The sequence below is a fragment of the Sediminibacillus massiliensis genome (assembly GCF_900156915.1).
Taxonomy (GTDB): Bacteria; Bacillota; Bacilli; order Bacillales; family Amphibacillaceae; genus Sediminibacillus_A; species Sediminibacillus_A massiliensis.
In genome coordinates this window covers 2123538-2148394 of sequence record NZ_LT732535.1, presented here as the reverse complement: position 1 = coordinate 2148394, position 24857 = coordinate 2123538, and the positions used below count along the sequence as shown (strand labels likewise).

28 protein-coding genes and 1 riboswitch are annotated in these 24857 nt (G+C 43.3%); of the genes, 23 read left to right on the top strand and 5 right to left on the bottom strand.

Annotation, left to right across the window (positions count from 1 at the left end; translation table 11 throughout):
• Positions 1–137 precede the first annotated feature (137 nt).
• Complete coding sequence (locus CZ434_RS11585) at positions 138–1193, top strand: AbrB family transcriptional regulator (RefSeq protein ID WP_245830974.1); 1056 nt, start codon at positions 138–140, stop codon at positions 1191–1193.
• A gap of 529 nt (positions 1194–1722) precedes the next feature.
• A complete protein-coding gene (locus CZ434_RS11580) occupies positions 1723–2031 on the top strand; it encodes a DUF5634 family protein (protein WP_077623294.1) in 309 nt (102 codons plus the stop codon).
• 36 nt (positions 2032–2067) lie between these two features.
• Here the strand turns inward: CZ434_RS11580 and CZ434_RS11575 are convergent, their stop codons facing one another.
• Positions 2068–2907 (bottom strand): aldo/keto reductase, encoded by an 840-nt coding sequence (locus tag CZ434_RS11575; protein ID WP_077623293.1) that lies wholly within the window; start codon positions 2905–2907, stop codon positions 2068–2070.
• Between the two features lie 159 nt (positions 2908–3066).
• Here CZ434_RS11575 and CZ434_RS11570 point away from each other — a divergent pair, with 159 nt between their 5' ends.
• From CZ434_RS11570 to CZ434_RS11560, 3 genes are all read left to right on the top strand, one after another.
• Positions 3067–3273: a hypothetical protein gene (locus CZ434_RS11570; protein WP_077623292.1), complete on the top strand. Its 207-nt coding sequence runs from the start codon at positions 3067–3069 to the stop codon at positions 3271–3273.
• Between the two features lie 15 nt (positions 3274–3288).
• On the top strand, positions 3289–3597 hold the full coding sequence (locus CZ434_RS11565) for a DUF5634 family protein (RefSeq protein ID WP_077625162.1): 309 nt from the start codon (positions 3289–3291) through the stop codon (positions 3595–3597).
• Positions 3598–3706: 109 nt separating this feature from the next.
• Positions 3707–3943, top strand: a complete 237-nt coding sequence (locus tag CZ434_RS11560) for a hypothetical protein (protein WP_077623291.1) — start codon at positions 3707–3709, stop codon at positions 3941–3943.
• A 28-nt stretch (positions 3944–3971) separates the two neighbouring features.
• Here CZ434_RS11560 and CZ434_RS11555 read toward each other — a convergent pair whose 3' ends face one another.
• Positions 3972–4982 carry an IS1595 family transposase gene (locus CZ434_RS11555; protein WP_077623290.1) on the bottom strand — a complete coding sequence of 337 codons (1011 nt, stop codon included), beginning with the start codon at positions 4980–4982 and terminating at the stop codon, positions 3972–3974.
• 133 nt (positions 4983–5115) lie between these two features.
• Positions 5116–5910, bottom strand: a complete 795-nt coding sequence (locus CZ434_RS11550; protein WP_077623289.1) for a Cof-type HAD-IIB family hydrolase — start codon at positions 5908–5910, stop codon at positions 5116–5118.
• A 799-nt stretch (positions 5911–6709) separates the two neighbouring features.
• Between CZ434_RS11550 and CZ434_RS11535 the strand changes: the two genes are divergently transcribed.
• From CZ434_RS11535 to CZ434_RS11460, 16 genes are all read left to right on the top strand, one after another.
• Complete coding sequence (locus CZ434_RS11535) at positions 6710–7711, top strand: LacI family DNA-binding transcriptional regulator (protein WP_077623286.1); 1002 nt, start codon at positions 6710–6712, stop codon at positions 7709–7711.
• Between the two features lie 34 nt (positions 7712–7745).
• Positions 7746–8300, top strand: coding sequence for a 6-phospho-3-hexuloisomerase (hxlB, locus tag CZ434_RS11530; protein ID WP_077623285.1), 555 nt, complete (start codon positions 7746–7748; stop codon positions 8298–8300).
• Positions 8301–8417: 117 nt separating this feature from the next.
• Positions 8418–9437, top strand: coding sequence for a TRAP transporter substrate-binding protein (locus CZ434_RS11525; protein ID WP_077623284.1), 1020 nt, complete (start codon positions 8418–8420; stop codon positions 9435–9437).
• 67 nt (positions 9438–9504) lie between these two features.
• A complete protein-coding gene (locus tag CZ434_RS11520) occupies positions 9505–9990 on the top strand; it encodes a TRAP transporter small permease (protein WP_077623283.1) in 486 nt (161 codons plus the stop codon).
• Entirely contained in the window at positions 9990–11276 is a 1287-nt protein-coding gene (locus CZ434_RS11515) for a TRAP transporter large permease (protein ID WP_077623282.1), read from the top strand. Before CZ434_RS11520 ends, CZ434_RS11515 begins: the two co-directional genes overlap by 1 nt.
• A gap of 33 nt (positions 11277–11309) precedes the next feature.
• Positions 11310–11993: a ribose-5-phosphate isomerase RpiA gene (rpiA, locus tag CZ434_RS11510; protein WP_077623281.1), complete on the top strand. Its 684-nt coding sequence runs from the start codon at positions 11310–11312 to the stop codon at positions 11991–11993.
• A gap of 24 nt (positions 11994–12017) precedes the next feature.
• Entirely contained in the window at positions 12018–12968 is a 951-nt protein-coding gene (locus CZ434_RS11505; protein ID WP_077623280.1) for a sugar kinase, read from the top strand.
• A 13-nt stretch (positions 12969–12981) separates the two neighbouring features.
• A complete protein-coding gene (gene hxlA, locus CZ434_RS11500; protein ID WP_077623279.1) occupies positions 12982–13602 on the top strand; it encodes a 3-hexulose-6-phosphate synthase in 621 nt (206 codons plus the stop codon).
• Between the two features lie 212 nt (positions 13603–13814).
• Entirely contained in the window at positions 13815–14063 is a 249-nt protein-coding gene (locus CZ434_RS11495; RefSeq protein WP_077623278.1) for a hypothetical protein, read from the top strand.
• A gap of 442 nt (positions 14064–14505) precedes the next feature.
• Positions 14506–15570 (top strand): LacI family DNA-binding transcriptional regulator, encoded by a 1065-nt coding sequence (locus CZ434_RS11490; protein ID WP_077623277.1) that lies wholly within the window; start codon positions 14506–14508, stop codon positions 15568–15570.
• Positions 15571–15861: 291 nt separating this feature from the next.
• Positions 15862–17166 carry an ABC transporter substrate-binding protein gene (locus tag CZ434_RS11485; protein WP_077623276.1) on the top strand — a complete coding sequence of 435 codons (1305 nt, stop codon included), beginning with the start codon at positions 15862–15864 and terminating at the stop codon, positions 17164–17166.
• Positions 17167–17377: 211 nt separating this feature from the next.
• Positions 17378–18217 carry a carbohydrate ABC transporter permease gene (locus CZ434_RS11480; RefSeq protein WP_245831068.1) on the top strand — a complete coding sequence of 280 codons (840 nt, stop codon included), beginning with the start codon at positions 17378–17380 and terminating at the stop codon, positions 18215–18217.
• Complete coding sequence (locus tag CZ434_RS11475; protein WP_077623274.1) at positions 18217–19047, top strand: carbohydrate ABC transporter permease; 831 nt, start codon at positions 18217–18219, stop codon at positions 19045–19047. The genes CZ434_RS11480 and CZ434_RS11475 overlap by 1 nt, the downstream gene beginning before the upstream one ends.
• Before the next feature lie 72 nt (positions 19048–19119).
• Entirely contained in the window at positions 19120–20445 is a 1326-nt protein-coding gene (gene melA, locus CZ434_RS11470) for an alpha-glucosidase/alpha-galactosidase (RefSeq protein ID WP_077623273.1), read from the top strand.
• A 133-nt stretch (positions 20446–20578) separates the two neighbouring features.
• A complete protein-coding gene (locus tag CZ434_RS11465) occupies positions 20579–21250 on the top strand; it encodes a plasmid pRiA4b ORF-3 family protein (protein ID WP_077623272.1) in 672 nt (223 codons plus the stop codon).
• 83 nt (positions 21251–21333) lie between these two features.
• Positions 21334–21434: riboswitch (SAM riboswitch) on the top strand.
• Positions 21435–21526: 92 nt separating this feature from the next.
• Positions 21527–22642, top strand: a complete 1116-nt coding sequence (locus CZ434_RS11460) for a 5-methyltetrahydropteroyltriglutamate--homocysteine S-methyltransferase (protein WP_077623271.1) — start codon at positions 21527–21529, stop codon at positions 22640–22642.
• Positions 22643–22684: 42 nt separating this feature from the next.
• Here the strand turns inward: CZ434_RS11460 and CZ434_RS11455 are convergent, their stop codons facing one another.
• Both CZ434_RS11455 and CZ434_RS22505 read right to left on the bottom strand, forming a co-directional pair.
• Positions 22685–22870 (bottom strand): type Z 30S ribosomal protein S14, encoded by a 186-nt coding sequence (locus tag CZ434_RS11455; protein WP_077623270.1) that lies wholly within the window; start codon positions 22868–22870, stop codon positions 22685–22687.
• Between the two features lie 181 nt (positions 22871–23051).
• Positions 23052–23432, bottom strand: a complete 381-nt coding sequence (locus tag CZ434_RS22505; RefSeq protein ID WP_245830973.1) for a hypothetical protein — start codon at positions 23430–23432, stop codon at positions 23052–23054.
• A 172-nt stretch (positions 23433–23604) separates the two neighbouring features.
• Between CZ434_RS22505 and CZ434_RS11445 the strand changes: the two genes are divergently transcribed.
• Together CZ434_RS11445 and CZ434_RS11440 are read left to right on the top strand one after the other, a co-directional pair.
• Entirely contained in the window at positions 23605–23808 is a 204-nt protein-coding gene (locus CZ434_RS11445; protein WP_077623269.1) for a heavy-metal-associated domain-containing protein, read from the top strand.
• A gap of 193 nt (positions 23809–24001) precedes the next feature.
• Entirely contained in the window at positions 24002–24235 is a 234-nt protein-coding gene (locus tag CZ434_RS11440) for a spore germination protein (RefSeq protein ID WP_077623268.1), read from the top strand.
• The last annotated feature ends 622 nt before the right edge of the window (positions 24236–24857 follow it).

Sequence of the window (24857 nt, the reverse complement as noted above, 5' to 3'; positions counted from 1 at the left end):
ATCAGTAGTGAAAATAGTATGTGGCAAACTTATTGATTTAGACGAGGGAATTTCTTGAAAGCACGCGGTCTTTCTGCCATCATTCCGATCGGTTTGGTATAATAATACGTACAAACTCTATTGAGAGAAGGCAGTTTATGCAGATTGATCGTATGAAACGCGTTGCCATTCCTTATATTGCGGGATTGGCCGGCGGCTTGCTGTTTATGTTTATACATTTACCGATTCCGTGGATATTGGGTCCGTTGTTGGCAATCCTCTTGTGCAAAACGTTGCTTCCATTTGACGGAGAGCCGTCGTCGAAGCTCCGCAATATATCCTTCGCGATTGCCGGCATGCAGATTGGCGGGACATTTTCGGCGACAACCATCGACCATGTGCTGCCGTATTTAGTTCCATATAGTGTGCTGACGGTATTTCTTATTTTGATCAGCCTGGTGAATGCTTATTTACTGACAAAATGGATTTCCATCGATGTTTCGACAAGCATGCTTGGAAGTGTACCGGGAGGACTTAGCGCGATTGTGGCGTTAAGTGAGTCGGTAAAAGCGAATACGGCCCTTGTCACGATTTTTCATACTATCCGGTTAATGACCGTTTTGTTCGTTATCCCTTTTTTGGCAACCCATTTATTCATCCCGAATGGTTCTGGCAGCAGTGCGGAAGTGATAAACAGCTTCGAATCTCCGGAGGGTCCGGTTTGGACGATTGTCATTTTATTGGCTATTTTTGGACTGGCTTACATGTTGAAGGATAAGGTGCCTGCTGCACTCGTCGTCATCCCGATGCTGATCGTCGCCGCTTTTCAAATAACCGATTTCCCTTTGTATCATTTACCTGATTCCTTTTATCTATTTGCCCAACTGACGATCGGGATTTATTTAGGTTTCTCCATTTCGGTTAAAGATCTGGCCAGGGCAGGGAAGTTCTGTGGCTATTACTTTGGCTTGACGGTGATTCTGATTGGGCTGTCGTTCGGACTAGGTTACCTGTTCAGTTTGATTACACCGGTGGACCTTGTCACGGCTATTTTGAGTCTTGCACCAGGCGGTCTGATTGAGATGGCTATTACGGCTGAAGCTGTCGGGGGAGATCCATCGATCGTCGGTTCGCTGCAGATGATCCGGATGCTGACGATCGTGCTGGTGCTGCCGGTAGGGTTGAAAATGCTCCTGCCTTACATCAATCGGTAAATAGGACAATGAAATATTTCGTAACCATTCCTTAATGTTTCTGTAACTCAATCCGTTCATATTTGGGAGTTCAGGAAATATATATCTTAGAGGGGCATAGCCGTTTTTATCTTATTGACTAGTTACCCCGCCTTTAACAGCTGAACATTGGTATAGGAGGGAAGCAATGAAGTGTAAAAACTGCTCTGGAGATGGTTTCTTCAGATGTAAAAGCTGCTCGGGTGAAGGAATTGATTACGGAGTCCACCGCTGCAAAACGTGCTCAGGAGAAGGAGAAATTGCTTGTTCTGCCTGTCGCGGTTCGGGAAAGGTGAAGCTTTTTAAAAAAGTGAAAGTGTAATTGACTTCGGTAGAAAGCTGTCAATGCTTATAATGGCATTGACGGCTTTCTTTTTGTGTGGCATGAAAATTTTGGTGAATAAAAGATTATTTCCTGGGAAATGAGGAGAATTGGTGTAAAATATAGATGAATGTGTCGTATGAAAGAAAGCATATTAAAAGAGATAAGCAATAAGAAGGAGTGCTCGTAATGGATGAGATATCACTAGATCAAATAGCAGATGATTTGCGAGATTCTTTTCGTCCGCTTGCTGAGAAGTACAACCTTGATGACATCGGGCTTTTTGAAGAGGAAGGCCAGGACAATGCGTACCATATCGGATATGCAATTAAAAAAGATGGCAGGGTCTTTATGGTGTATCTGCCGTTTATCCAAGGGGAAGAAGGCTATTTAACCCTTGCGAAACAGGAGTGGACAGTCCAGACAGAAAACCCGACAGATGATGATTTGAAGGGCTTTGCCAATATTGAGGACGTGCTGCAAAAATTGTTTGCATGAAGAAAGAGGCCTGCCCTACTGGGCGGCCTCTTCTATTTACCTTTTATTGAAATCATCCGGGTCGGCGAATGCGCGTTGGTTCGTATCAAGCTGATCGATTTCCTCCATGTCTTCTGTGGTCAGCTCAAAGTCGAATACATCGGCATTATCAATGATACGATGTTCTTTTGTCGACTTTGGAATCGTGATGACTTCGCTTTGCAGATCCCAGCGGATGATGACCTGTGCCGGGGATTTTCCGTATTTGTCGCCGATTTTCTTGAGGGTTGGATCGTCGAGAAGTTCCCCCTGCTTCAAAGGTGACCATGCTTCGAGCTGGATGTCGTGCTGTTTGCAGTATGCCCGCAGTTCTTTTTGAGCGAAGTTCGGATGGAATTCCACTTGGTTTACCATCGGCTTCACTTTTGCATCTTCCAGGATTTCGTCGATATGATGCTCTTTAAAGTTACTCAAACCGATGGCACGTACTTTCCCATCCTTATAAAGCTTCTCCATCGCTTTCCAGCTTTCTTTGAATTTGCCTTGAGCCGGCACCGGCCAATGGATCAAGTACAAGTCAAGATAATCAAGGCCCAACTTTTCCAAACTTGTTTCGTAAGCTTTTAAAGTGGACTCATATCCCTGATCGGTGTTCCATAGCTTCGAAGTCACAAACAATTCTTCGCGCGGGACTCCAGCTTCCCTGATTCCTTGCCCGACGCCTTCTTCGTTTTTGTAAATGGCAGCCGTATCTATGCTTCTATAGCCATTTTTGATTGCAGCCTTGACAGAATCAATCGCTTCTTGCCCATCCTCTACTTTGAAAACTCCAAGCCCGAGCCAGGGCATCTTCACTCCGTTATGTAGTGTCGTGGTATCCTGCAAATTTTTCACCATATCATTTCCTCCCTCTATTTGGTATTTTTTATTTTCGCATATTTCAGTGAAAATACAACTAATTTGATTAAGCGTTTACATGGGTGGTTGCTTGATTCATATTAATCGAAAAGCTCGGGACAATAATAATATAGAAACATGGAAGGATGGAGGTCAGTCATGAAAGACGAAAATTACCTCAGAAAGCAAATGGAAAATGTCAGACAAGAAACGGAGAGTTCGGCTGTGTTGAATGATGTGATCGACAGTGAATTGGAACAACATCCGGGACAGAATGAGGAAATAACGAAGACAAGCCAGATTACTCCCGAACAGGAAATCGTACGTGACAATGTGGACGGGAAAACATGGCTGGATACCGACTAAATGGGAGGAAAAGATATGGAATATATACCCCGCGAACAGCTGATCAGTGATTTGCAGGATTCGTTTAAACCGATCATGGAAAAGTACCATGTCGATGATATTGGCGTATTTGAGGAAGAAGGACAGGACGATTATTATTATGCAGGATATACCGTGAGGAAAAACGGCAAGGTGTATATGGTGCACCTCCCGTTTAGGAAAAATGAACAAGGCCATCTGGCTCCTGCCAAAGAAAAATGGACAGTCGAAACGGACGATGCCGATGATAGGGACATGTCCGGCCACGATAACTTGGATGATGTATTTCAGGAGTTGTTTCATTAAGGCTGTTTTCTCAAAGATTGTTGTTTTATGGATTATTTAAATATTTGAATTTTCTGTTATAATTGTAAAAAGAAATATATGGTAAAAATATAGAATAAGAGGTGAGAAGATGGACTTTTATTTGGCTGGTTTTATCTTTTGGACATTGGTTATCATTGGTTCGATATTATTTTTATTTGGTCTATGGAAAAAGTCTCAAAAAGCATTGATTATAAGCGGGTTTACATTCTTATTCCCAATGCTATATTTTATTGGTGCAGAGAATTGGTATAGATTACTGGCTCTTACACCTATTGTTCCATTTGTTCTCGCCTATTTCACTAAGAAAAATATAAAAAATGTGTAATATTGACCTCTTTTATGAGAGGTCTTTTCTATGCAGTTCTTAGCATTTCAACTGTTGTATAATTGGATTTTTGACACGCTGAAATAAGCATTTGCTCTACTCGCTTATCAAATGCTAAGTCCTTGCCTAATTCGAGCCAACGGAACCAATAGAGGTAGTTGTCCAAATAATGAGTTCCCACACCTTGAAAACGCTCCAACCAACCTTTTAAACGATTGTGGAAGTTGTTGACGTGTTGGATATGGTAAATTCCTTTTTTAACACGTTGCTTTTGGCGTTCATTAACAGTTTCGTGCAAGAGACCTTTGAGTTTGGCAAACTTCTTGTAGTTAGTTGCCGTATCAGTACATAACAACGCAGAAGGATGAATAAACTCGCCTATTACAGTGTCGATTTCTTCTGCTCTTACACGCCCTGTTCCTGCTTTTCGAGCAATCATATTACCATTTCTATCCTGTGCTACTACAACAGCGATTTTAAGGTTAGAAATACCTCTTTTCTTGTCTTTTTCACCACGTTTCTTGGCTTTTCTGTGAGCAATTTCTCTTCTACCTTTTAATGACTCACGAAAGAAGGTTTCGTCACTTTCAACGATACCTTGCAATTGATTAAAACCAAGACTTCCTAAAGCGTTCAAGATTTTATGTCGCCAATAAAATGCAGTAGAAATGTGTATTTGAAGTTTTTCAGCGATTTTAGGTAGAGTAAAGCCATCTACCATTAGTTCAATGTACTTCACCCATTTTTCTGGGTATCGTGAGCCTGAAAATGGCGTATTGGTCATATCGTTAAACGTCTTATTGCAATCCTTACAAAGATAACGTTGTCGAGTGCGATACTTCCCATTACGTTTAACCGATGTACTACCACAATGAACACAAGCCATACCTGAAGCAAATCGTGCTTCACGAATAGTTTTGAGTAATTTTGTGATTTTATCTGGCTCTTCGGGAAACAAATCCTGTTTCATTGCGTCAAATAAAGCAATTTGCTCTGATTTTGTTAATTCGCTAAACCCTTCATATACATCTTTCCACATACTCGAACGCCTCCTTGAAGTGCATTATATCAACCTTTATACAGTATGGTCAATAAAGCAACAATCTATACGAAAACAGCCTTCATTAAAAAGGCACTTCCCCTTGACTGCCGGGGGAGTGCCTTATTGCTTATCACGCTTTCTGTGCTTCCAACAGACCGACCATTTTCAGTCCATGGACGATTCCTTCTTCATCAACAGACTTTGTTACGTATTTTGCTGCTGACTTAGCCTGTTCGACGGAGTTTCCCATGGCAATGCTGTTTTCGATTTTGGACAGCATCTCCACATCATTCAAGCCGTCGCCGAAGGCATATTGCCGTTCTGGTGGAAAACCGAGTTTTTCGGTAATCTTGTTGATCCCATTAGCTTTGGAACCGCCTTTTGGAATGACATCGACGGAAACAGGGTGCCATCTGATGAAATCAAAATCATCAAATTCCTCTACATATTGCTTTTCCTCGCCTTCCGGGCAAAACAAAAGGGACTGATACAAATCTCTTCCTTTGTAATAATGCGGGTCATGCGTAGGGAAGTGACCGATTTTCAATGTTTTGATGCTTTCATTGATGTACGCATGCTCCGGTACATTCGCTTTCATATCTTCGTGATCCATGAAAACAACCGGGTGCTCATTAAGAAGCGCTTTCGCTGTCAGTTTTTCAAGAGAATCAATATTCAATGGGTTCGTATAAAGAACTTCCCCATTTAAAACGACGTATTGGCCGTTATAACTGATGAAAGTATCGATATCCAGTTCTTCTCTTAAGTCTTCAAACATAAACGGAGCCCGGCCAGTTGCAATTGCCACAATATGGCCTTGTTCCTTCAAAGTGAAGATAGCTTCTTTCGTGGATGGGGGGAGCTTTTTATCATGATCCAGTAATGTCCCGTCAATATCAAAAAAGATTACGCTAGGTTCCTTCATATTCTGTCCTACTTTCTATGTTAGTTTTATGTTTTCGTGCATATGTACTTTTCTTAGTGTAATGTATGGAACGCGTTTCATGTCAAATAAATAGAAAAAATGTTAGCTCCCTTATAAATTATCTTGCTCTGGAACGGGTTTCATACATTACGCTGATTATTGAAAAAGAGAGAATGATTTTTTGGCGTGACGCAGAAAGGCGGCGTAACCTTTGAAGTGTTCTTAGTGGAACACTTCTTTTTTACTTTTGCACAGGGGAGAGGAAGGGATGGCTTTTGACTTTTTGATAGCCGGAATTTCCCGTTAACTATCTGATTCTCCCCGCCAGTGCGTGAATTTCCCCGAAATTCGGGATAATCGCCCCAACCTTGCAGCTAATCTCCCCGTCAGCCGGCGTAATCGCCCCAAACCCGGGGATAATCGCCCCGTCAAGGCATAAGCGTGTAGTGAGGATAACTGCACCAAAATTGTCCGCCTTAAGAAGGGTAATTTCCCGCAAGTCAGCAAATACTCCCCGAAAGCGCGTGAATTTCCCCCAATCCCCGCAAAATCGCCCCAACCTGGCAGCTAATCTCCCCAAAACCCACCATAAACGCCCCAAACCTGCAAAAAATCTCCCCGACGCCCACTTTCTGCCACGCCCAGCCCCGTCCCAGCAGCCAGTAAAAAAATGGAATGAATAAAAAGTAAATAAACCTCTTGTAAAACGCTTTCACCTATATTATACTCTACCTAAATCGGTTTACTAAATCGGTTTAGTACAAAAATGGAATAGTAGAGGTTAGGAGAATAACCCAAAATGAAAGCAGTTACAATGGCGGATGTAGCAAAGCATGCAGAAGTTTCGAAAAGCACTGTTTCTCAGTATTTAAACAACCGCTTTGACTACATGGGGGAGAAAACCAGGATTCGTATCGAGGAAGCGATCACTGAACTCGGTTACAGCCCTAACTTTGTAGCCAGAAGCTTGAAGCAAAAGTCGACCATGACAATTGGTGTAATCGTTGCCAACATTTTGCACGTGTTCTCGACCCAGGTTATCCGGGCGATTGAAGATCTTTGCAATGAATCGGATTTTCATATCATTGTCTGCAATGCGGATGACGACCCTGCCAAGGAGAAACGGTATATCGATATGCTGCGGGCCAAGCAAGTGGATGGTTTAATCGTTTTTCCGACTGGTGATAATGTTCCTCTTTACAAACGCTTGCAAAATGACAATTACCCGATTGTGTTTATGGACAGAATCTTACAAGAGATTTCCATTGGGTCTGTTTTACTAGATAACTATAAGGCGGCAGAAATGGCTGTTAAAGAGTTTGTGAGAACAGGTTATAGAAACATTGGTATCGTTTCTACACCGGTTAACGGAATAACACCCCGCGGGGAAAGGATAGAGGGGTTTAAAAAAGCATTGGAAAGCCAAGGTTTGCCGGTAAATCAACGCTATATTGCAAGCGCAAACATTTCAGGCATTCAATCGACCATGAAAGAGATGCTTGCATTGCCGGAACCCCCTGAAGCGATTCTGGCCCTGAATGACAGGGTGTTGTTCGAGGTTTTGAAGTTTGCTAAAAAGAATCAGGTAAGGATACCGGAAGATTTGGCGGTGATCGGTATTGACGATGTAGCGTTTGCCGGTTTCTACAGTCCGACACTGACAACAATCGCCCAGCCCGCATTTGAAATGGGAAAGAAAGCAGCACAGTTGCTGTTGGACAAAATAAGAAACAATGAGAAGAGTTGTGTTTCAGAGATTCATAGATTTGAGCCTCAACTAATATCCAGGAAATCTTGTTAAAAAAAATAGATATATATGAAAAGGTGGAAATGCTATGAAACAAATTACCGGAACGATTGCCCGGGAAATCGCGGAAGTTCTTGAAAGAGTCGATCCCGCAGAATCGGAAAAGCTGGCAGAAGAACTACAGCGAGCAAACCGAATTTTCATTGCCGGGACAGGCAGATCTGGTTTGGTGGGAAAAGTGTTTGGAATGCGTCTCATGCATAGCGGTTACCCGGTCTACGTAGTAGGGGAGACGGTGACCCCGAGTATTGAGCCGGAAGATATTCTGTTGATTATTTCGGGTTCAGGCTCGACGGAAAACCTGAAGTATTATGCCAAGAAGGCGAAAGAAGTTGGAGCACAGGTCGCCCTGGTTACGACCAATAAGGAGTCAGCAATCGGGCAGATGAGTGATTGCCATCTCGTCATTCCGGCGGCAACAAAGAAACGCCTGCCATCCGAGCCCGATACAATCCAGCCTTTGGGAAGCCAGTTTGATCAATCAGCACACCTGTTGCTGGATGCTGTGATGGTCTATCTTTTACAAAACTATGAACAAAGAGACCAAGCCAGTTTAAACAAGAAACATGCAAATCTTGAGTAATAGAAGCCAAAGGTCAACCAGTATTTTTAGCAAATTGTCAGCGCTGCCATCACGGTGAGTGACTGATGAATGAATGAACAAGCCTAGTCAAATAAAAGGGTGAAGGGAGATTTACACATGAAAAAACTAGCATTTTTACTATTGTTGATAGCGGTTACGGCACTTGCCGGCTGCGGGAACAGCGGAGCAAGCGGAGAAGGGGAAGCACCGGAAAACATCAAATTGGTTGCCGCACATAACCAAACATCACCAGAAAATCCATATCAAGACGGTTTAGTGAAATTTAAAGAAGTAGCAGAAGAAGAGTCAGACGGTGCAATCGAAGTGGAAGTACATGCAGGAACAATCGGTACAGAAGAATCGGAGCTTGTTGAGAAGTTACAGACAGGCGGAGCAGACGTTGTACTTGTATCACCAGGTTTCATGACACAGACAGGTATCAAGGAAGTCGATCTTTTTGCAATGCCATACCTGTTCGACAGCTACGAGCATTGGGAAAATGTCGTTGACGGTGAAGTTGGCGAAAAGGTTGCAGATATTATCAATGAAAAATCAAACAATGATTTCAAAATCGTCGGTTATTGGACTGCAGGTGTAAGACATTATTATGGTAAGAAGCCTTTGCAATCGATGGATGACTTGAAAGGCATGACAATCAGAACGCAAACTTCCGGCGTAGTAGCAAACTACTGGAAAGAGACCGGGGCTGTACCGACATCAGTGGCATGGGGAGAACTTTATCAAGCATTGCAGCAGGATGTAGTCGACTCATCTGAAAACGCATACCCATATTTTGTCCAGCAAAATCATCACACTACAGACAATGGAAAATATGTAACAGAAACAGCCCATGATTATACGACTCGTCTATTGCTGGTGAACGGCCGCAAGTTCGACTCTTATTCCGATGAGCAGAAAGAAATCATCATGAAAGCTGCTGAAGAATCTGTCAAAGCGGAAAGAGAAGCCCTTTACGTACAGGAAGAAGAGTACAAGGAAAAGGCGGTGGAAGACGGTGCTGAAATCAATGAAATCGACAGACAGCCTTTCATCGAACTGGCAAAACCTCTTCAAGATGAAGCAGCAAAAGAGATGGGTGTAGAAGACTTACTGCAACAAATCAGAGATGCGAAATAATTAGTATAACGACAATTAAAGAAAGGGCACGCTGCGTGTCCTTTCGCCTTTAGTGAGGAGGATCAACATGAGCCGGTTTATTCGCATACTGGAAAAAATTCAATTGACGGCAGGCGTCGCCTTTTTGACCGTATTCTTTGTAGCAATTGTCATTCAAATTGTCACCCGTCATCTTGGCATTTCGGTTATCTGGACGGAAGAGGTTGCCAACTATTCGTTTATCTGGGCCGTCTTCATGGGAGCTGCAGTGATGGTCAACAGAAGGGATCACTTTACCTTTGATATGCTGCAGAGAAAGTTGAAAAACAAACCAAAACACACACTCAATATTTTCAATGATATTGTCCTTATTTTATTCAATATTGCTATTTTTCTATACGGGATTCAGGTTGTCCAACGCTTTTGGGACTACACGTGGGCGTCTCTTCCTGCAATGAAAATGGGATATGTATGGCTGTCGATACCGATCATGGCATCGACCATGATCGTCTACTCCTTGTCCCATCTAGTCAGCCATATTAAAAATTTCAACACGAAGGAGGTTAGTGAATAATGGGATTCCTGTTGATTGGTTTATTTATCGTATTGATGTTTGTCGGTGTCCCGATCGCATTCGTTATTGGAATCGTTGCCGTACTGGGCATTTTCAATATTCCTTATACACCCGGGATGACCGTCCCGATGAAGATGTTGAACGGACTTGACTCGTTCGTGTTACTAGCGGTTCCATTATTCATTCTAGCCGCCAACTTAATGAATTCGGGAAAAATTTCCGAGAAAATGATCGATCTGGCTTTAGCGATCGTCGGACCGATTCGTGGAGGATTGGCTCATGCCAATATCCTAGTATCGATGATGTTCGCCGGGGTGTCCGGTGCTTCGCAGGCAGATACAGCTGGTGTCGGAAAAATCCTGATTCCGAGCATGGTCAAAAAAGGATATGACAAAGAAACGGCTGTAGGGGTTACAGCGGCTTCTTCCACTGTGGGGGTTGTCATTCCACCAAGTATCCCGATGATCATTTTTGCGGGGTTGACCAACGCTTCTGTCGGTGCTTTGTTTCTTGGTGGAATCGTACCAGGGATTTTAATCGGCTTGGCGATGATGGTTTTTGTTTATATTTTGGCAGTCAGGAAAAATTTTGAAAAAAGCGCAAGAGTGGAATTCAAGAAATTCCTTAAACTATTAATGGAAACGATTCCAGCCTTGTTCACGGTTTTTATCATTATCGGCGGAATCGTGACAGGATTCTTCACGGCTACAGAAGCCGCTGCGGTTGCTTCTTTGTACACATTGGTGATCAGCATGTTCTTCTATAAGACATTGAAACTGAAGGACCTGCCGAAAATTCTGGTCGATACACTGGCGTTAAGCTCGTTGTCTTTATTTGCTTTAGCAACAGCAAGTGCTTTAGGTGAATTGATGAGTTACTACCAGCTCGGTACTATGGCACAGGAATTCTTCACGAACAACATCGGTTCAAAAGGGTTGTTCATCCTTATTATCATCGCCTTTTTCCTGTTCGTGGGAACATTTATGGACGCGATTCCGGCCATGATTCTGTTCGTGCCGGTTATTTTGCCGACGGCCTTGCAGTTCGGGGTTGACCCGATCCACCTTGGCTTGATTGTCATCATCACTTTGGCGATCGGACTGGTGACACCACCATACGGGTTGTGTCTGTTGTTGGCCGCCAAGATCGGAAAACTGTCGATCGAACGGTCTTTCAAAGCGGTAATGCCTTATATCACAATCGTAGTTGTGGTGCTCTTGTTCATTGCCTTCTTCCCGGAAATCGCCTTTTATGTACCGAAAATGATTAATCCTAGTCTATTCTAATCACGCACAATTTGGAAGAAGGAGCGAAAATCCATGGGGATGGAAATCGAAAATAAAAAAGCTGCCGGCGAGGAAGCTGTCAAGTATATCAAAGATGGAATGGTCGTCGGCTTAGGATCCGGTTCGACGGTGAACTGGATGCTGAAAAAGTTGGGGGAACGTATCAAAACAGAGGGGTTAAAAATAACAGGGATTCCGACATCCCTTAAAACGGAACGGTTGGCAAAGGAATTGGGGATTCCTTTGACCGACTTTTCCGATATGGAAAAGATTGATGTAGCGATCGATGGTGCTGATGAGGTCGATCAGCATTTCAACTTGTTAAAAGGGGGCGGGGGCTCTCTTGTCAGGGAGAAAATCGTCGACGCCATAGCAGATGAACTGATCGTCATTATCGATGATTCGAAACGTGTCGACCAATTGGGGGCATTTCCGCTGCCAGTTGAGGTCGTTCCATTTGGATGGCAAGTCACGGCAAACCGTATTGCTGAGCTGGGTTGTGATCCAGTTCTTCGCAAAAAAGACGGGGAAGTGTTCGTCTCAGACAACGGCAATTATATTCTCGACTGCCGATTCGACCATATTCTCGACCCGGAAGACCTCCACAAGCAGCTGAAATCGCTTGTCGGAGTAGTCGAAACCGGGTTGTTTACCGGGATGGCCGACAAAGTCATTTCCGGAGTCGACGGCAGGCCAAAAGAGACTACACGCAAATGATACAACACCAAGGGAGGCACTGGCATGAACGATGTCATTACGATTGGAGAAGCAATGATTGTGTTCAATCCCGCTTCAACGGGCCCGTTGAAATTTGTTAACGGATTCGAAAAAAGCGTGGCTGGAGCAGAACTCAATTTGGCAGTGGGCTGCAGCCGACTGGGTTTGAAAGCGGGTTATATAAGCAGATTGGGTAAGGATGAATTTGGTAAGACGATTCAGACCTTTGCCCGCGGGGAAGGGATCGATGTTTCCCAAGTGAAGTTCGTCGACGGTTATCCGACTTCCATCAACTTCAAAGAGATCATGGAAGACGGAAGCGGCCGAACATTTTATTACCGCGACAAGTCACCGGTTTTGACCATGACGCCGGACGATTTGGATGAGGATTATTTCAAACAGGCGAAAATCCTCCATCTTACCGGTATTTTCCCGGCGATTCATCCAAAGAACATGGAGATTTTCGAGCGCGCGATTGCTTTGGCTAAACAAAACGGTGTCATGATTTCCTTTGATCCGAATATCCGGCTGAGGATGTGGAGCAAGGAAGAAGCGAGGACCGTATTGTCTAAAATCCTTCCACATGTGGATATTTTGCTTGCCGGTGATGAGGAAATGGACATTATTATCGGGGAAAAAGAGCCTGAAGCAATCATCGAAAAGTTGAAGGCTTTGAATATCTCCTATGTTGCGATCAAACAAGGGGAGAAGGGCTCTGTCGGCTACCATGACGGAGAATATATCGTAGAACCGCCTGTCAAGGCTCCGAAGGTAGTGGATACGGTCGGGGCAGGAGACGGCTTCAATTCGGGAATGTTGTACGGCATATTGCAAGGCTGGACGCTTCAAAAAACACTTCATTTTGCGAACACGATCGGCTCCATGGTAGTCGGTGTCATCGGCGATAATGAAGGACTTCCTTATTACGAGGACGTACAGGGCAGACTCGGCGAAGTGGAAGTAATCGAAAGATAAAGGGGTGACATAGATGAAATTGCAGTTAGCACTTGATCGTCTTTCGAAGGATAAGTGCATCGAAATTGTAAATGAAACAAAGGGATCCGTAGATATCATTGAAATCGGTACCGGAGTCATCAAGGAGTACGGGATGGATATTGTACGGGATATGCGGAAGCTGTATCCGGAGAAAACGATTTTGGCAGATATGAAAACTTGTGATGCGGGGAAACATGAAGCAAAGCAGGCATTCGAAGCCGGAACAGACATCATGACGGTGATGGCTTTTTCCTCCGGCCTGACGATCAAGGATACATTGGAGGTAGCCAGGCAATACGGAAAACGGATTATGATCGATTTGCTGGAAGTCGATTCAAGAGACAAAATCAAAGAGCTGCATGATTTGGACGTTGACATGGTCAGCCTGCATGTCGGAAAAGACAAACAACAGGAAGGCGGCTTCAGTACCGACTTGTTTTCTTTGGTGAAAGGATATGATTTCGAAGTTTCTGTAGCTGGCGGGGTGAACCTGGAGACACTTCCAGGCATAGTCCGGGAACAGCCTGATATTGTGATCGTAGGAAGTGCGATTACAAAAGCGGATAACCCGAAAGATGTTGCAGGGAAGATGAAGGAGATTATGGCAGGTTAGTGTGTAAGAGCAATTCAGACCGTCGATTTACAAGCAAAATGACAATGAAAATATGAATAAACCAGTTATTGGATAAAGCCTTGCCATGTTTAATGGTAAGGCTTTTTTGATAAGTATAGTTGAAGGAGAAAAGCTATTAAACTAATAAAAATACTAAGGTTATTGAATCTTTAACTTATTTTAATCGTACATAATGGAAACGGAGGGATTAAATGGATGTTAAAAAGCTCCATTATTTGATTGCTTTAATCTCGTTTCCAGTAACTATTCTACATTTTATCTTCGGTGGTTATACTGTTGAAAAGTTAATTTCAGGTATCACTTTTTGTTCGATAGCTACTGTTGTATATGTTGGTTTTGTTTACCTATTTTTTAAAAACAATATAGGCAGGAAAATTGTTACCTGTGGATTGCTTTTAATTGGGATTATTTCAATAACTTTTGCTCATCTATTAATATGACATAGCACTTATTCGAACTAACAAAAGGGTTTGGTGGAAGAAGAAACATAATGTATTTTAGAGCTTGGATTTTGGATCGTTACCATTCCAGGCTCTTTTTTATGCGGCCAAGCCAACTTCATACCTTATATAAATAATATTCTACAAGCATCAAATTCTATTTAAGTTAAAAGTGACCCCTAAATGACAATATAATTGTCGCAGCTTTTCGCACATTAAGTTCCGCTTAAAAACAGAACCCTCTAGTTACAGGATAATCTGCTTAATTAATTTTTTAGTTAATGAATTGGTAAAATAACAAAAATAATCAGTAAATTATTCTATTAATTACCCAAAAAGCTATTGAAAGCGCTTTATTTAAATGTTATTATAGTCCCAACATAGTAAATGTTTAGTTAATAAAAAGAAGGCGGAAGCCAAAAAAGAATGAGAGGGTACACAGATGGCTACGATCAAGGATATCGCGAACCTTTCGAAAGTATCTGCTGCCACTGTATCCCGGGTGCTGAATAATGATTTGACCTTATCGGTAGCAGAAGGAACGAGACAGAGGATACTTAAGGCAGCAGAAGAATTAAAATATAAACCAGTGAAACAGCGCAGGGCAGAAAAAATTACTGAACAAGAAAATATCACAAAAGTCGGCATCCTGCTTTGTCATTCACTTGAAGAAGAGTTAAGTGACCCTTATTTTTTAGCCATAAGACAGGGGGTCGAACAGGAGTGCAAGGATCAAGACCTTCCAGCTCCAGAAGTATTCCGGTTGCATCATTTGCCGAAAGAAAAGGTAGAAGCAGAAATGGATGGGTTGATAGTGATTGGCAAGCTGAATGAAGAAACAATCAATCTATTTACGAGCAAAAACAAAAATGCCGTCTATATTGATTACTCACCGGATGAAGAAAAGTATGACTCGGTTGTAATCGATTTTGAAAAAGCAACAAACATAGTCATTGAACACTTGTTTACCTGTGGCAAAAAACGAATTGGCTATATTGGGGGAAGGCAACAAGAACATTTCAATGGGGAAAAGCGGAGCATGAATGACGACGAGCGCCAACAGACCTTTGAAAAACGAATGAAACAAGAGGGGCTCTTTCGCCCTGATGATATCTATGTCAGTGATTACACGATGTCGCAAGGGTATGAATTGATGTGCCAAGCAATTGAGAAGGGGGATTTGCCTGAAGCTTTTTTTGTAGCCAGTGATCCGATGGCGATTGGCGCCTTAAGAGCTTTGCAGGAAAAGGGGTTCAATGTACCTGAACAGGTTGCTTTAGTTGGCTTTGATGACATCGAGATGGCTAAGTTTGCCAGTGTTCCTCTTACAACCATCCATGTACACACTGAACAGATGGGGCGGACAGGGTTCCGGTTATTACTGGACAGGATGAAAGGGAGAGAAATCCCGCTAAAGGTTACTATTCCAACGAAGTTAGTGATCCGTGAAAGCTGTGGAAGTCATAATAAAACACTGGAAAACAAGATGTCAGCCTCTTCTACTTGATAAAAAATTATGAAGCACCTCATATGGTGCTTTACTTATACAAGGTTATGAATGCGCTTTCAATGAGTTAGTTGGTTAATTAAAGTCCTTTTAGGAGGTGAAGAAAAATTGCACAGGTAACACCTTCATTCAAATTTTGACCACTAATTAGCAAGCTTACTCAAGCTAGTCTTTTCTTAAATTGTCCCAATATTCTGTATTTACATAAACTTAGAACCTTACACTGGAAATCCTTCGCCAATGGGACTGATTAACTTTTTAATAAAATAATGAAGTAAGGGAGAATGGAATATGAAAAGAATGTTAAAGACAATAGGAATGTTAACAGGCTTATCATTATTTGCTACTGGGTGTCTTGGAGGAGCAGGTGCCGGCGGCGAAGAAGCCAGCGGCAACTCGAATGGGGAAGAGACAGGTGATCAAATTACTCTTTCCTATTATTCTACTGCTACCAATGAAAGTGACGTAGATACGATGAAAGATGTGGTTGCTCAGTTTGAGGAGGAATACCCGGAAATCGATATTGATGCAAATTATCCTGCCGGGGAATATGAGAGTTTGCTGCGAGTGAAAATGGCGGCCAACGATATGCCCGACGTATTCGATACTCATGGCTGGGCAATAAACCGCTACGGTGAATATGTTGAAGACTTGAGTGAAATGGACTGGACGGAAAACCTCGACCCTGCTTTAGAGCCAATCTTGAAGGATGAAGAAGGGAAAGTCTATGCCTATCCATTAAACCAGGCAAAGGATGGATTGACCTATAATGCCAATGTGCTGGAAGAGTATGGTGTCGAACCACCTGAGACGTTTGACCAGTTTATGGATGCGCTTAGAACAATCGAGGAAAAGAGCAATGGCGAAGTTACACCTCTTTGGTTCCATGGTTCGGAAAAAAGTGCTTTGGGTCAGTACTTTGACCAGTTTGCAACGCCATTGTTAACGACACATCCGGATCATAACTATGAAGAAGAGCTCCTGAATCGGACATTTGACTGGTCTAATTACACGTTCCTTCCTGAAAAGTTGTTGCAAATGCAGGATGAAGGCTTGCTGAATGAAGACGTACTTACGGCCCAGCTGCAGCAACGGAATGAATTGCTTGTCCAAGGTAAAATCGCCTTTATCGTAGGGGGAGGTGTTTCAGGATCGCAAATTGAAGAGCTCAACCCGGATGCCAAGGTCGGTGTAATGCCTATGCCTGCTATCCATGAAGGAGGTGTTCAGTCCTGGATTGGCGGTGAACGCCACACGGTTGCTATCTGGAAGGACACCGAGCATATGGATGCCGCAAAGAAATTTGTCGAATTTTTGGCCCAGCCAGAAGTGGCTAAACAGGTTGCAGAAGGAACAAACCTTCCGGCTGGTCTCTCAAATGTCAATGCTGAAAACTACTACTCTGATTACTATGACCAATACTCTGATGTCAAGGTTCAGCCGTACTTTGACCGCGTTTACTTGCCGAGTGGAATGTGGGATGTAATGGGGACAACAGGACAAGAACTACTTTCAGGTTCACTTACACCTGAGCAGGTTTCCGAGCAAATGGCAGAAGAATATAATCGTCTCAGTGATCAGGCAGAATCAGAGTAAGCAGACAAGGGGATGGCGGGCAGAATATCTGTCCGCATTACCTCCCAAAAATCCTGATATAGGAGTGGGTTAAACTATGAGCAAAGCAGATATCCGTGAAGTATATGCTTCCAAGCAATCGGTTGCTGGTACGGATGAAGGCCTGCCCAGTCAGGCACAAAAAGTAAGAAATAGAAAGAGGAGGAGGAATCACAATTCTTCCCTGTGGTGGATGTATCTACCAGCATTGTTCCTTGTTACTTTTTTCATCATTTACCCCTTTTTAAACGGTATCCATATCACCTTTACCAATTGGAACGGATTTTCACAGACTTATAAATATATTGGCCTTGATCAATATGTCCGAATGCTACAGGATCCAACCACGTGGCTGGTAGTTAAAAATACTTTATTGTATGGGCTTGGGAGCACACTTTTCCAAAACATCGTTGGTCTCGGTTATGCACTTTTATTAAACCAAAGCATAAAATTTCGTGCTTTGACTAGGACAATTGTCTACTTACCGGTAATTATCAGTCCTTTAATCATGGGATACATCTTTTACTTTTTCTTTGCCTACCAGGACGGTGCGCTGAATGATTTATTAATGACACTTGGATTGGACCCGATAAACGCACTTGGAAATCCGGGTATGAATATTTGGATTATTGTTTTTGTTAATACATACCAGTTTGTTGGTATTGCTATGATTATTTACCTTGCTGGTCTGCAGAGTATCCCGAAAGACTTTTATGAAGCAGCTGATATTGATGGGGCTACACCTTTTCAGCAATTCAAATCCCTTACTTTGCCCCTGTTGATGCCGTCTATAACCATTAATATGGTGCTGAATATTATTGGTGGATTGAAACTGTTCGATGTGATTATTGCTTTAACTGGCGGTGGTCCTGGTAATGCTTCCCAGTCAATGTCAACTTTCATGTATGACCTGTACTTCTTCCGCCAGGACGCTGGATACGCTGCCACACAAGGTGTGTTGATGGCAGTCATTATATTAATCTTGAGTCTGGCAGCCCTTATTTACTTTAGACGGAAGGAGATTGAAGCGTGATGGATTATACCAGTAAAAGGAAAAAAGTTATCTTAACAACTGTTTCACTCGCAATTGCGTTGTTTCATTTGGTTCCATTTTACATTTTGGTAACTACAGCCTTAAAGCCCATCGGTGACTTCAGTTCCAAATGGTCCTTTCCTGCCGATATAAGGTGGGCGAATTTCTCGGAGGCATGGAATGAAGCAAATCTAGGCGTAGCCTTGATTAATACTAGTGTTATCACTATTTTGGCAGCTTTGCTGCTAATAATGGTTGGGTCTATGGCTGCTTATCCATTAGCAAGGAGGCAAACTAAGCTTAACAAATTCGTATATATGTTATTCATCGCGATTATGGTTATACCGCCATTAACAGCGTTAGTGCCACTTTATCAGCTTGTTGTAGATATAGGTTTGCTGAACACACTTGATGTAGCTATCTATAACAATGTGGCTGCCTATCTGCCGTTAACCATTTTCTTATATGCCGGCTTTATTCGATCGACGATTCCGAGAGAATTGGAAGAAGCGGCAAGGATTGATGGCGCGAGCACTATTGGAATCTTTTTCAGGATCGTCTTTCCGCTCTTGAAGCCAGTGACAGCTTCTGTTCTCATAATTGCTTCTGTCTTCATATGGAATGACTACCAATTTGCGATTTTCTTCCTTCAGGATGAATCAGTCCAAACAATGACGGTCGCATTATCGGGATTCTTTGGTGAAAGTTCGAATAAATTGAACCTGGTGGCTGCTGCTTCGATCTTAGCAATGCTGCCAATGACCATTTTGTTCTTGATACTGCAAAAACATTTTATCGCCGGTTTGGCTTCCGGTTCGGTAAAAGGCTGACATCAGTAAATTGCTTTCTCAGCTATTTAGATTAACTTTTAAATAAAATTTTAAAATATAAAGGAGATTATCATGGCTAAAATTACAATTATCGGCGCAGGAAGTGTAGTATTTGCAAAACGTTTGGTATCCGACATTTTAAGATTTCCCGCTCTCGAAGAAACAAAGTTCGCTCTCCATGACATCGATCCAGTGAGACTTCAAACAGCTGAAAAAATGGTACAGACAATTATCCGGGAAAACGGCAATAAAGCAGCCGTTTCAGCGAGCGATAATCGCCGTGAGGCCTTGCAGGATGCCAATTATGTCATTAACCTGATTCAGGTCGGGATGCACGAATCCACTTTAATAGATTTCGAGATTCCTAAAAAGTATGGCTTGAAACAGACGATCGCAGACACATTAGGCGTCGGCGGTGTATTCCGGGCTTTGCGCACCATTCCGGTTGTATTGGATATGTGCCGGGATATGGAAGATGTCTGCCCTGACGCTCTGTTACTCAACTACACCAATCCAATGGCGATGCTGATGCTGGCGATACAGAAACAAACATCGATCAAATCAGTCGGCCTTTGCCACAGTGTCCAGCATACAACTGCTCAGCTTGCATCGTATTTAGGCATTCCGGCTGATGAATTGGACATCAATGTGGCGGGAATCAACCACATGGCCTGGTTCCTCGAACTTAAGCATAAAGGAAAAGATATGTACCCGGCACTTTTTGAAGCAATGCAGGACGAAGAGGTTTACAAAAAAGATAAAGTCCGATTCGAAATGATGAGCAGACTGAACTATTTTATTACAGAATCAAGCGAGCACCTGTCCGAGTACACTCCTTATTTCATTAAAGACAGCAAGCTGATTGATAAATTTGATATACCGATCGACGAATATATCCGCCGGAGTGAAGAAAATCTGGTTACATTCGAAGAAACGAAGAAGAAGATAGATAACAATGAATCTTTTCCGGTCGAAAAAAGTTCTGAATACGGTGCGCCGATCATCAATGCGGTGGAAACCGGTGAGAACCTGGAAATCTGGGGTAACGTGCTGAATACCAAGCTAATCACCAACCTGCCGGAGAACGCCTGTGTGGAAGTGCCATGCCTCGTTAACAAACGCGGTATCCAGCCGACACATATCGGCGACTTGCCGCCACACTTGGCCGCGATGAACAGAACGAACATCAACGTGCAGCAACTGGTCGTGGAAGCGGCGGTAACTGGCAATGTCGATTACGTGTACCAGGCGGTCATGCTCGATCCGCATACTGCATCCGTCTTGTCACTGGATGAAATTTGGGATATGACCACGGAATTGATTGAGGCACATGGCGAGAGGCTGCCGAAGTTTACGACAGGCAGAAACCTGAATCGCAAATCACAAGCAGTTTTATAATCTAAATACAGGCCCGCCAGGTCGACTTTGGCGGGCCAATTTATATTTGGGTGTTGAAATACGGAGCAAGCTTATGTAAAGTAAGTAAAACGAGTGGATTTATCTATTTTCAGAACAGGGAAGGAGTATCCGAATGAAGGCTTATCAAATAAAAATCACCCTGCTTGAGACGAATCCGGTTATCTGGAGGAGAGTCATCATGCCTGCTGACGTCACCTTTAACCGGCTCCATGATATCATTCAAAATACAACTAATTTCCAAAGCGGTTATCCAAGTGATCATTGTCATCTTTTCGAATTTGATTTACGACAAGACAATCTGGTTGTGACCAATGACTTGGAAACCTATGAGGAAAACAAGTTCTATAAAAAACAGTACAAAAAGGCGGCTCCAGGACGGGAGGAAGATCCGTTTGGCGTGATTGCCAACCATTTAAAGATGACAATTAGGCAGCCGAGAATTAAGTTGGATAAGTACATCGAAAAATTTGGCCAATTCATCTATACTTATGATTTTGGTGACAATTGGCAGTTCGAGATCTTGCTTGAAGAAGTTGTAGAAGATTACCATTACGGCTACCCGACATTGATAAGTGGCCAAGGTACTGCCCCGCCGGAAGATGTTGGGGGAGTAGAGAGATTTAATCGTTTTCTCATGATATACCATGATCCTGCCCATGAGGGTCACCGAGAGGTAAGAGAATGGGCTGAATCACAGGGATATAGAGAATATGACGAGGAATGGATCAACAGACGTTTAAAGCCACTAAAATATAAGAAAACGGAATGGGATAAACTGCAATAAAATTAGTGAAAATTTCAGTAAATTTGGACTTGACTATTATTCACGTTCCCTGTAAAGTGATGATTATAATTACATACATAACTTTCTTATCCAGAAAGGTGGAGGGACTGGCCCTGTGAAGCCTTAGCAGCAGACTTGTTGAAGTACTGTGCTAATTCCAGAAGCGAATGCTTGTAGATAAGAAGAGAATTGTCCAAGACGTCAACCCCTCTTCTTATGGAAGAGGGTTTTTATTATGCCTGAAACGATGACTAAAAGAGAAAGAAGGAATACATAATGACGAACTCAGCACAACAAACAGTGAAAAGAGCACCATTCAAAGGAGATCATGTCGGCAGCTTTTTGCGCCCGGAACGTTTGAAAAAGGCACGGTTGCAAAAACAGAATGGGGAAATAACCGCGGATCAATTGCGCCAAATCGAAGACGAAGAAATTACCAAATTGGTGGAAAAACAGAAAGAAGCCGGGCTTAAAGCCGTATCAGACGGAGAATTCCGCCGCAGCTGGTGGCATTTTGACTTTTTGGAAGGCTTGGATGGAGTCGAGGCGTTCGAAACTTCGAAAGGTCTTCAATTTGACGGGGTGGAAACAAAGGCGCGTGGAATCAAGGTGACTGGTAAAATTGGATTCACGGACCACTATTTTATCGACCACTTCCGTTTTCTGAACAGCATTGCCGGTGATGCAGTAGCAAAATTCACGATTCCAAGCCCGAATATGCTTTTGTACAGAGCGACGATAGAAGAAGGGATTTATGATAGTGATGAAGCATTGGTCGAAGACTTGATCAGCGCATATCAGGGGGTCATTCAAAAGCTGTATGATGAAGGATGCCGCTACTTGCAGCTTGATGACACATCATGGGCGACCTTTTTCTCAGAAGAAGGCAGAGCATCATTGAAGGAGAAAGGACGCGACCCGGAAGAAGCTGCAGCTCTAAGTGCCCGGGCTCTCAACGAATCGATTGCCAAAAGGCCGGATGACTTACTTGTCACCATGCATATTTGTCGTGGGAATTTCCAGTCGACATTCATGAGCAGCGGCGGCTATGAAGCAGTTTCCGAAACCATTTTCGGCGGATTGGACGTTGATGGATTGTTCTTGGAATTCGATGACGAGCGTTCCGGCGGATTCGAACCACTTCGCTATGTAAACCGTCCGGATTTACACGTCGTCCTCGGTTTGATCACTTCCAAATTCGGCGAATTGGAAGATGCGGGTAAAGTGAAGGCACGTATCGAAGAAGCAGCGACATATGTACCGCTTGATCAGCTTTGCCTGAGCCCGCAGTGCGGTTTTGCTTCTACAGAAGAAGGAAACCTGCTTACAGAAGAACAGCAATGGGAAAAAGTCCGTCATGTCGTCCGGATTGCCGAGGATGTCTGGAAATAATCCTGATAAAAAAAGCCAACCGTTTCGGTTGGCTTTTTTCCTTTACCAGCTAGCTTTTTTTACACCGGGAAGCTGCCCTTTATAAGCGAGTTCGCGGAAGCAAATACGGCATAGTTTAAATTTGCGGATCACAGAGTGCGGACGGCCGCATCGTTCACAACGCGTATATTGTTGTACATTGAATTTCGGTTGACGCTTTTGCTTGGCGATCATTGATTTTTTAGCCAATTGCCAGACCTCCTTTTATCATAGATTATATAAATAGAGAATTATTTGGTGAGATAAGAGAAGTATTATAACATGTTTGATAGATGAATGTAATGGTAAATACAGGGGATTTTCCTTATGTAATTCCAGCACGTAAAAAAGGCCACCTGTAATAGGTGGCCCCTGTATTCATACATGCCGATTATTGTTGCGTAAAACCATTTCCGCCTGTCTGGTTTTGAGCAGATTGCTGATTTTGCTGTCTGACTTCCTGCGCATCTGTGCCAGCAAATCCGGGTTGGAAAGCAGATTGTGCGCCACTAGTCGCCTGGCCAAACCCGTTACTTGTGGTTTGTTGGAATCCTTGTGTAGCTTGACTCTGTTGTTGGTACTGTTGTAAAAGTTGTTGAATTTGGTTAAGCTGTTGGGCTGCATTTTGCTCCATATCAGCCATTTGTTGTTGTTGCTGTTCGCCGACCGGCTGCCCTTGTTGAAGCTTCTGGGCGTTTTGAGTCTCTTGCTGTTCCAGTTGTCTGGCCATTTGTGCAATCTGGTTAAGAATTTCTTGTGCTTGTTGAGGCATGAATGAACACTCCTTTAAAAAAGATACCTTTAATTTGCCTTCGCAAGCCAATGTTATTCGCCCTTATTCCAATTGGAAATTGATTCTAATTCACTTCATTTAGTTCATTAAGAGTTATGCTTCTCATTTTGGGGTAAGCTTATAAGAAATCTCTCTAAAAGGAGTATTGATAATGAGCGAAGGAACCTTTTATGTAAAAGAAGAAGTGGACCAGAATTCAATCCAGGAGATTGAGAGCACGCTAAATCAAATCGACGGAGTTGAACGCGTCTTGATTGATACGAGCGATGGGGAAGTAATAGTCGAATTTGATAATGAAAAGGTTACGGCTGAGCAGATCACCAAAACCTTAGAACAACATCAGTATCATGTATGAATGCAACCCCCTCAAACATTAATGAGGGGGTCACCTAATAGGACTAAGGAGCGCCGGCAGGCTTAGGTGCCAGCATCATTTCCGGTCCCGGACAGCGTTTGTCCATTTCAGCATGCTGTTTTCTCCATAAACTGATAATATATCCAGCTTGTTTACTAGGTTCGCCTATATCAAAAACGGAGGAAGTGATGGAATGCCTTGTTTCTTTTCTGGTCCGATCATCATTAACAGCAATGAAGGGCAAGTCATTAATGGAGATGCCTTATATGTCGCACCTTCATCGACAAGTAAAGTTGTAGCCGGAGCGGGAAGCTTTAATACAGGATATGTAATCAATACGAATAATGGCTTCAGCAGAGCCAATGCAAGTGATCCAGATGTCTCTGATGCCAATGTAGAAGTAATGGATCCAATTGTGGAGACATAATCTGAAAAAAGAGCCTGCAGATGAATTCTGCAGGCTCTTGGCATGGATGAGCGAAGGCGTGGCGGGGATGTGGCGGTGCGATTTCCCCGAGTAGCGGCAAATCGTTCCAACAGGCCGTAATCTCCCCGTATTGAGGTGGAATCGCCCCTAACCTGTGAGAAAACGCCCCGACCAAATATATAATCGCCCGCAAAGCGGCAATAATTTCCCCGACCAAAAAAGCAGGCAACATCATCAGGTTTCCCGCTGCCGTGGCGGGTGCGATTTCCCCGAGTGGCGGCAAATCGTTCCAACAGGCGGGTAATCTCCCCGTATTGAGGTGGAATCGCCCCCACCCCGGAAGAAAACGCCCCGACCTAGTGTGAAATCGCCCGCAAAGCGGCTATAATTTCCCCGACCAAGAGAGCAGGCAACATCATCAGGTTTCCCGCTGACGTTGTGAGCGTGATCTCCCCAATTGCCATCTAATCGTTCCAAAAAGCCGGTAATTTCCCCGAAAGAAGGTGGAATCGCCCCCACCCCGGAAGAAAACGCCCCGAACCAGCACATAATCGCCCGCAAAGTGGCAATAATTTCCCCAACCAATCCAGTCAACCAACCAATCCAGTCAACCAACCAACCC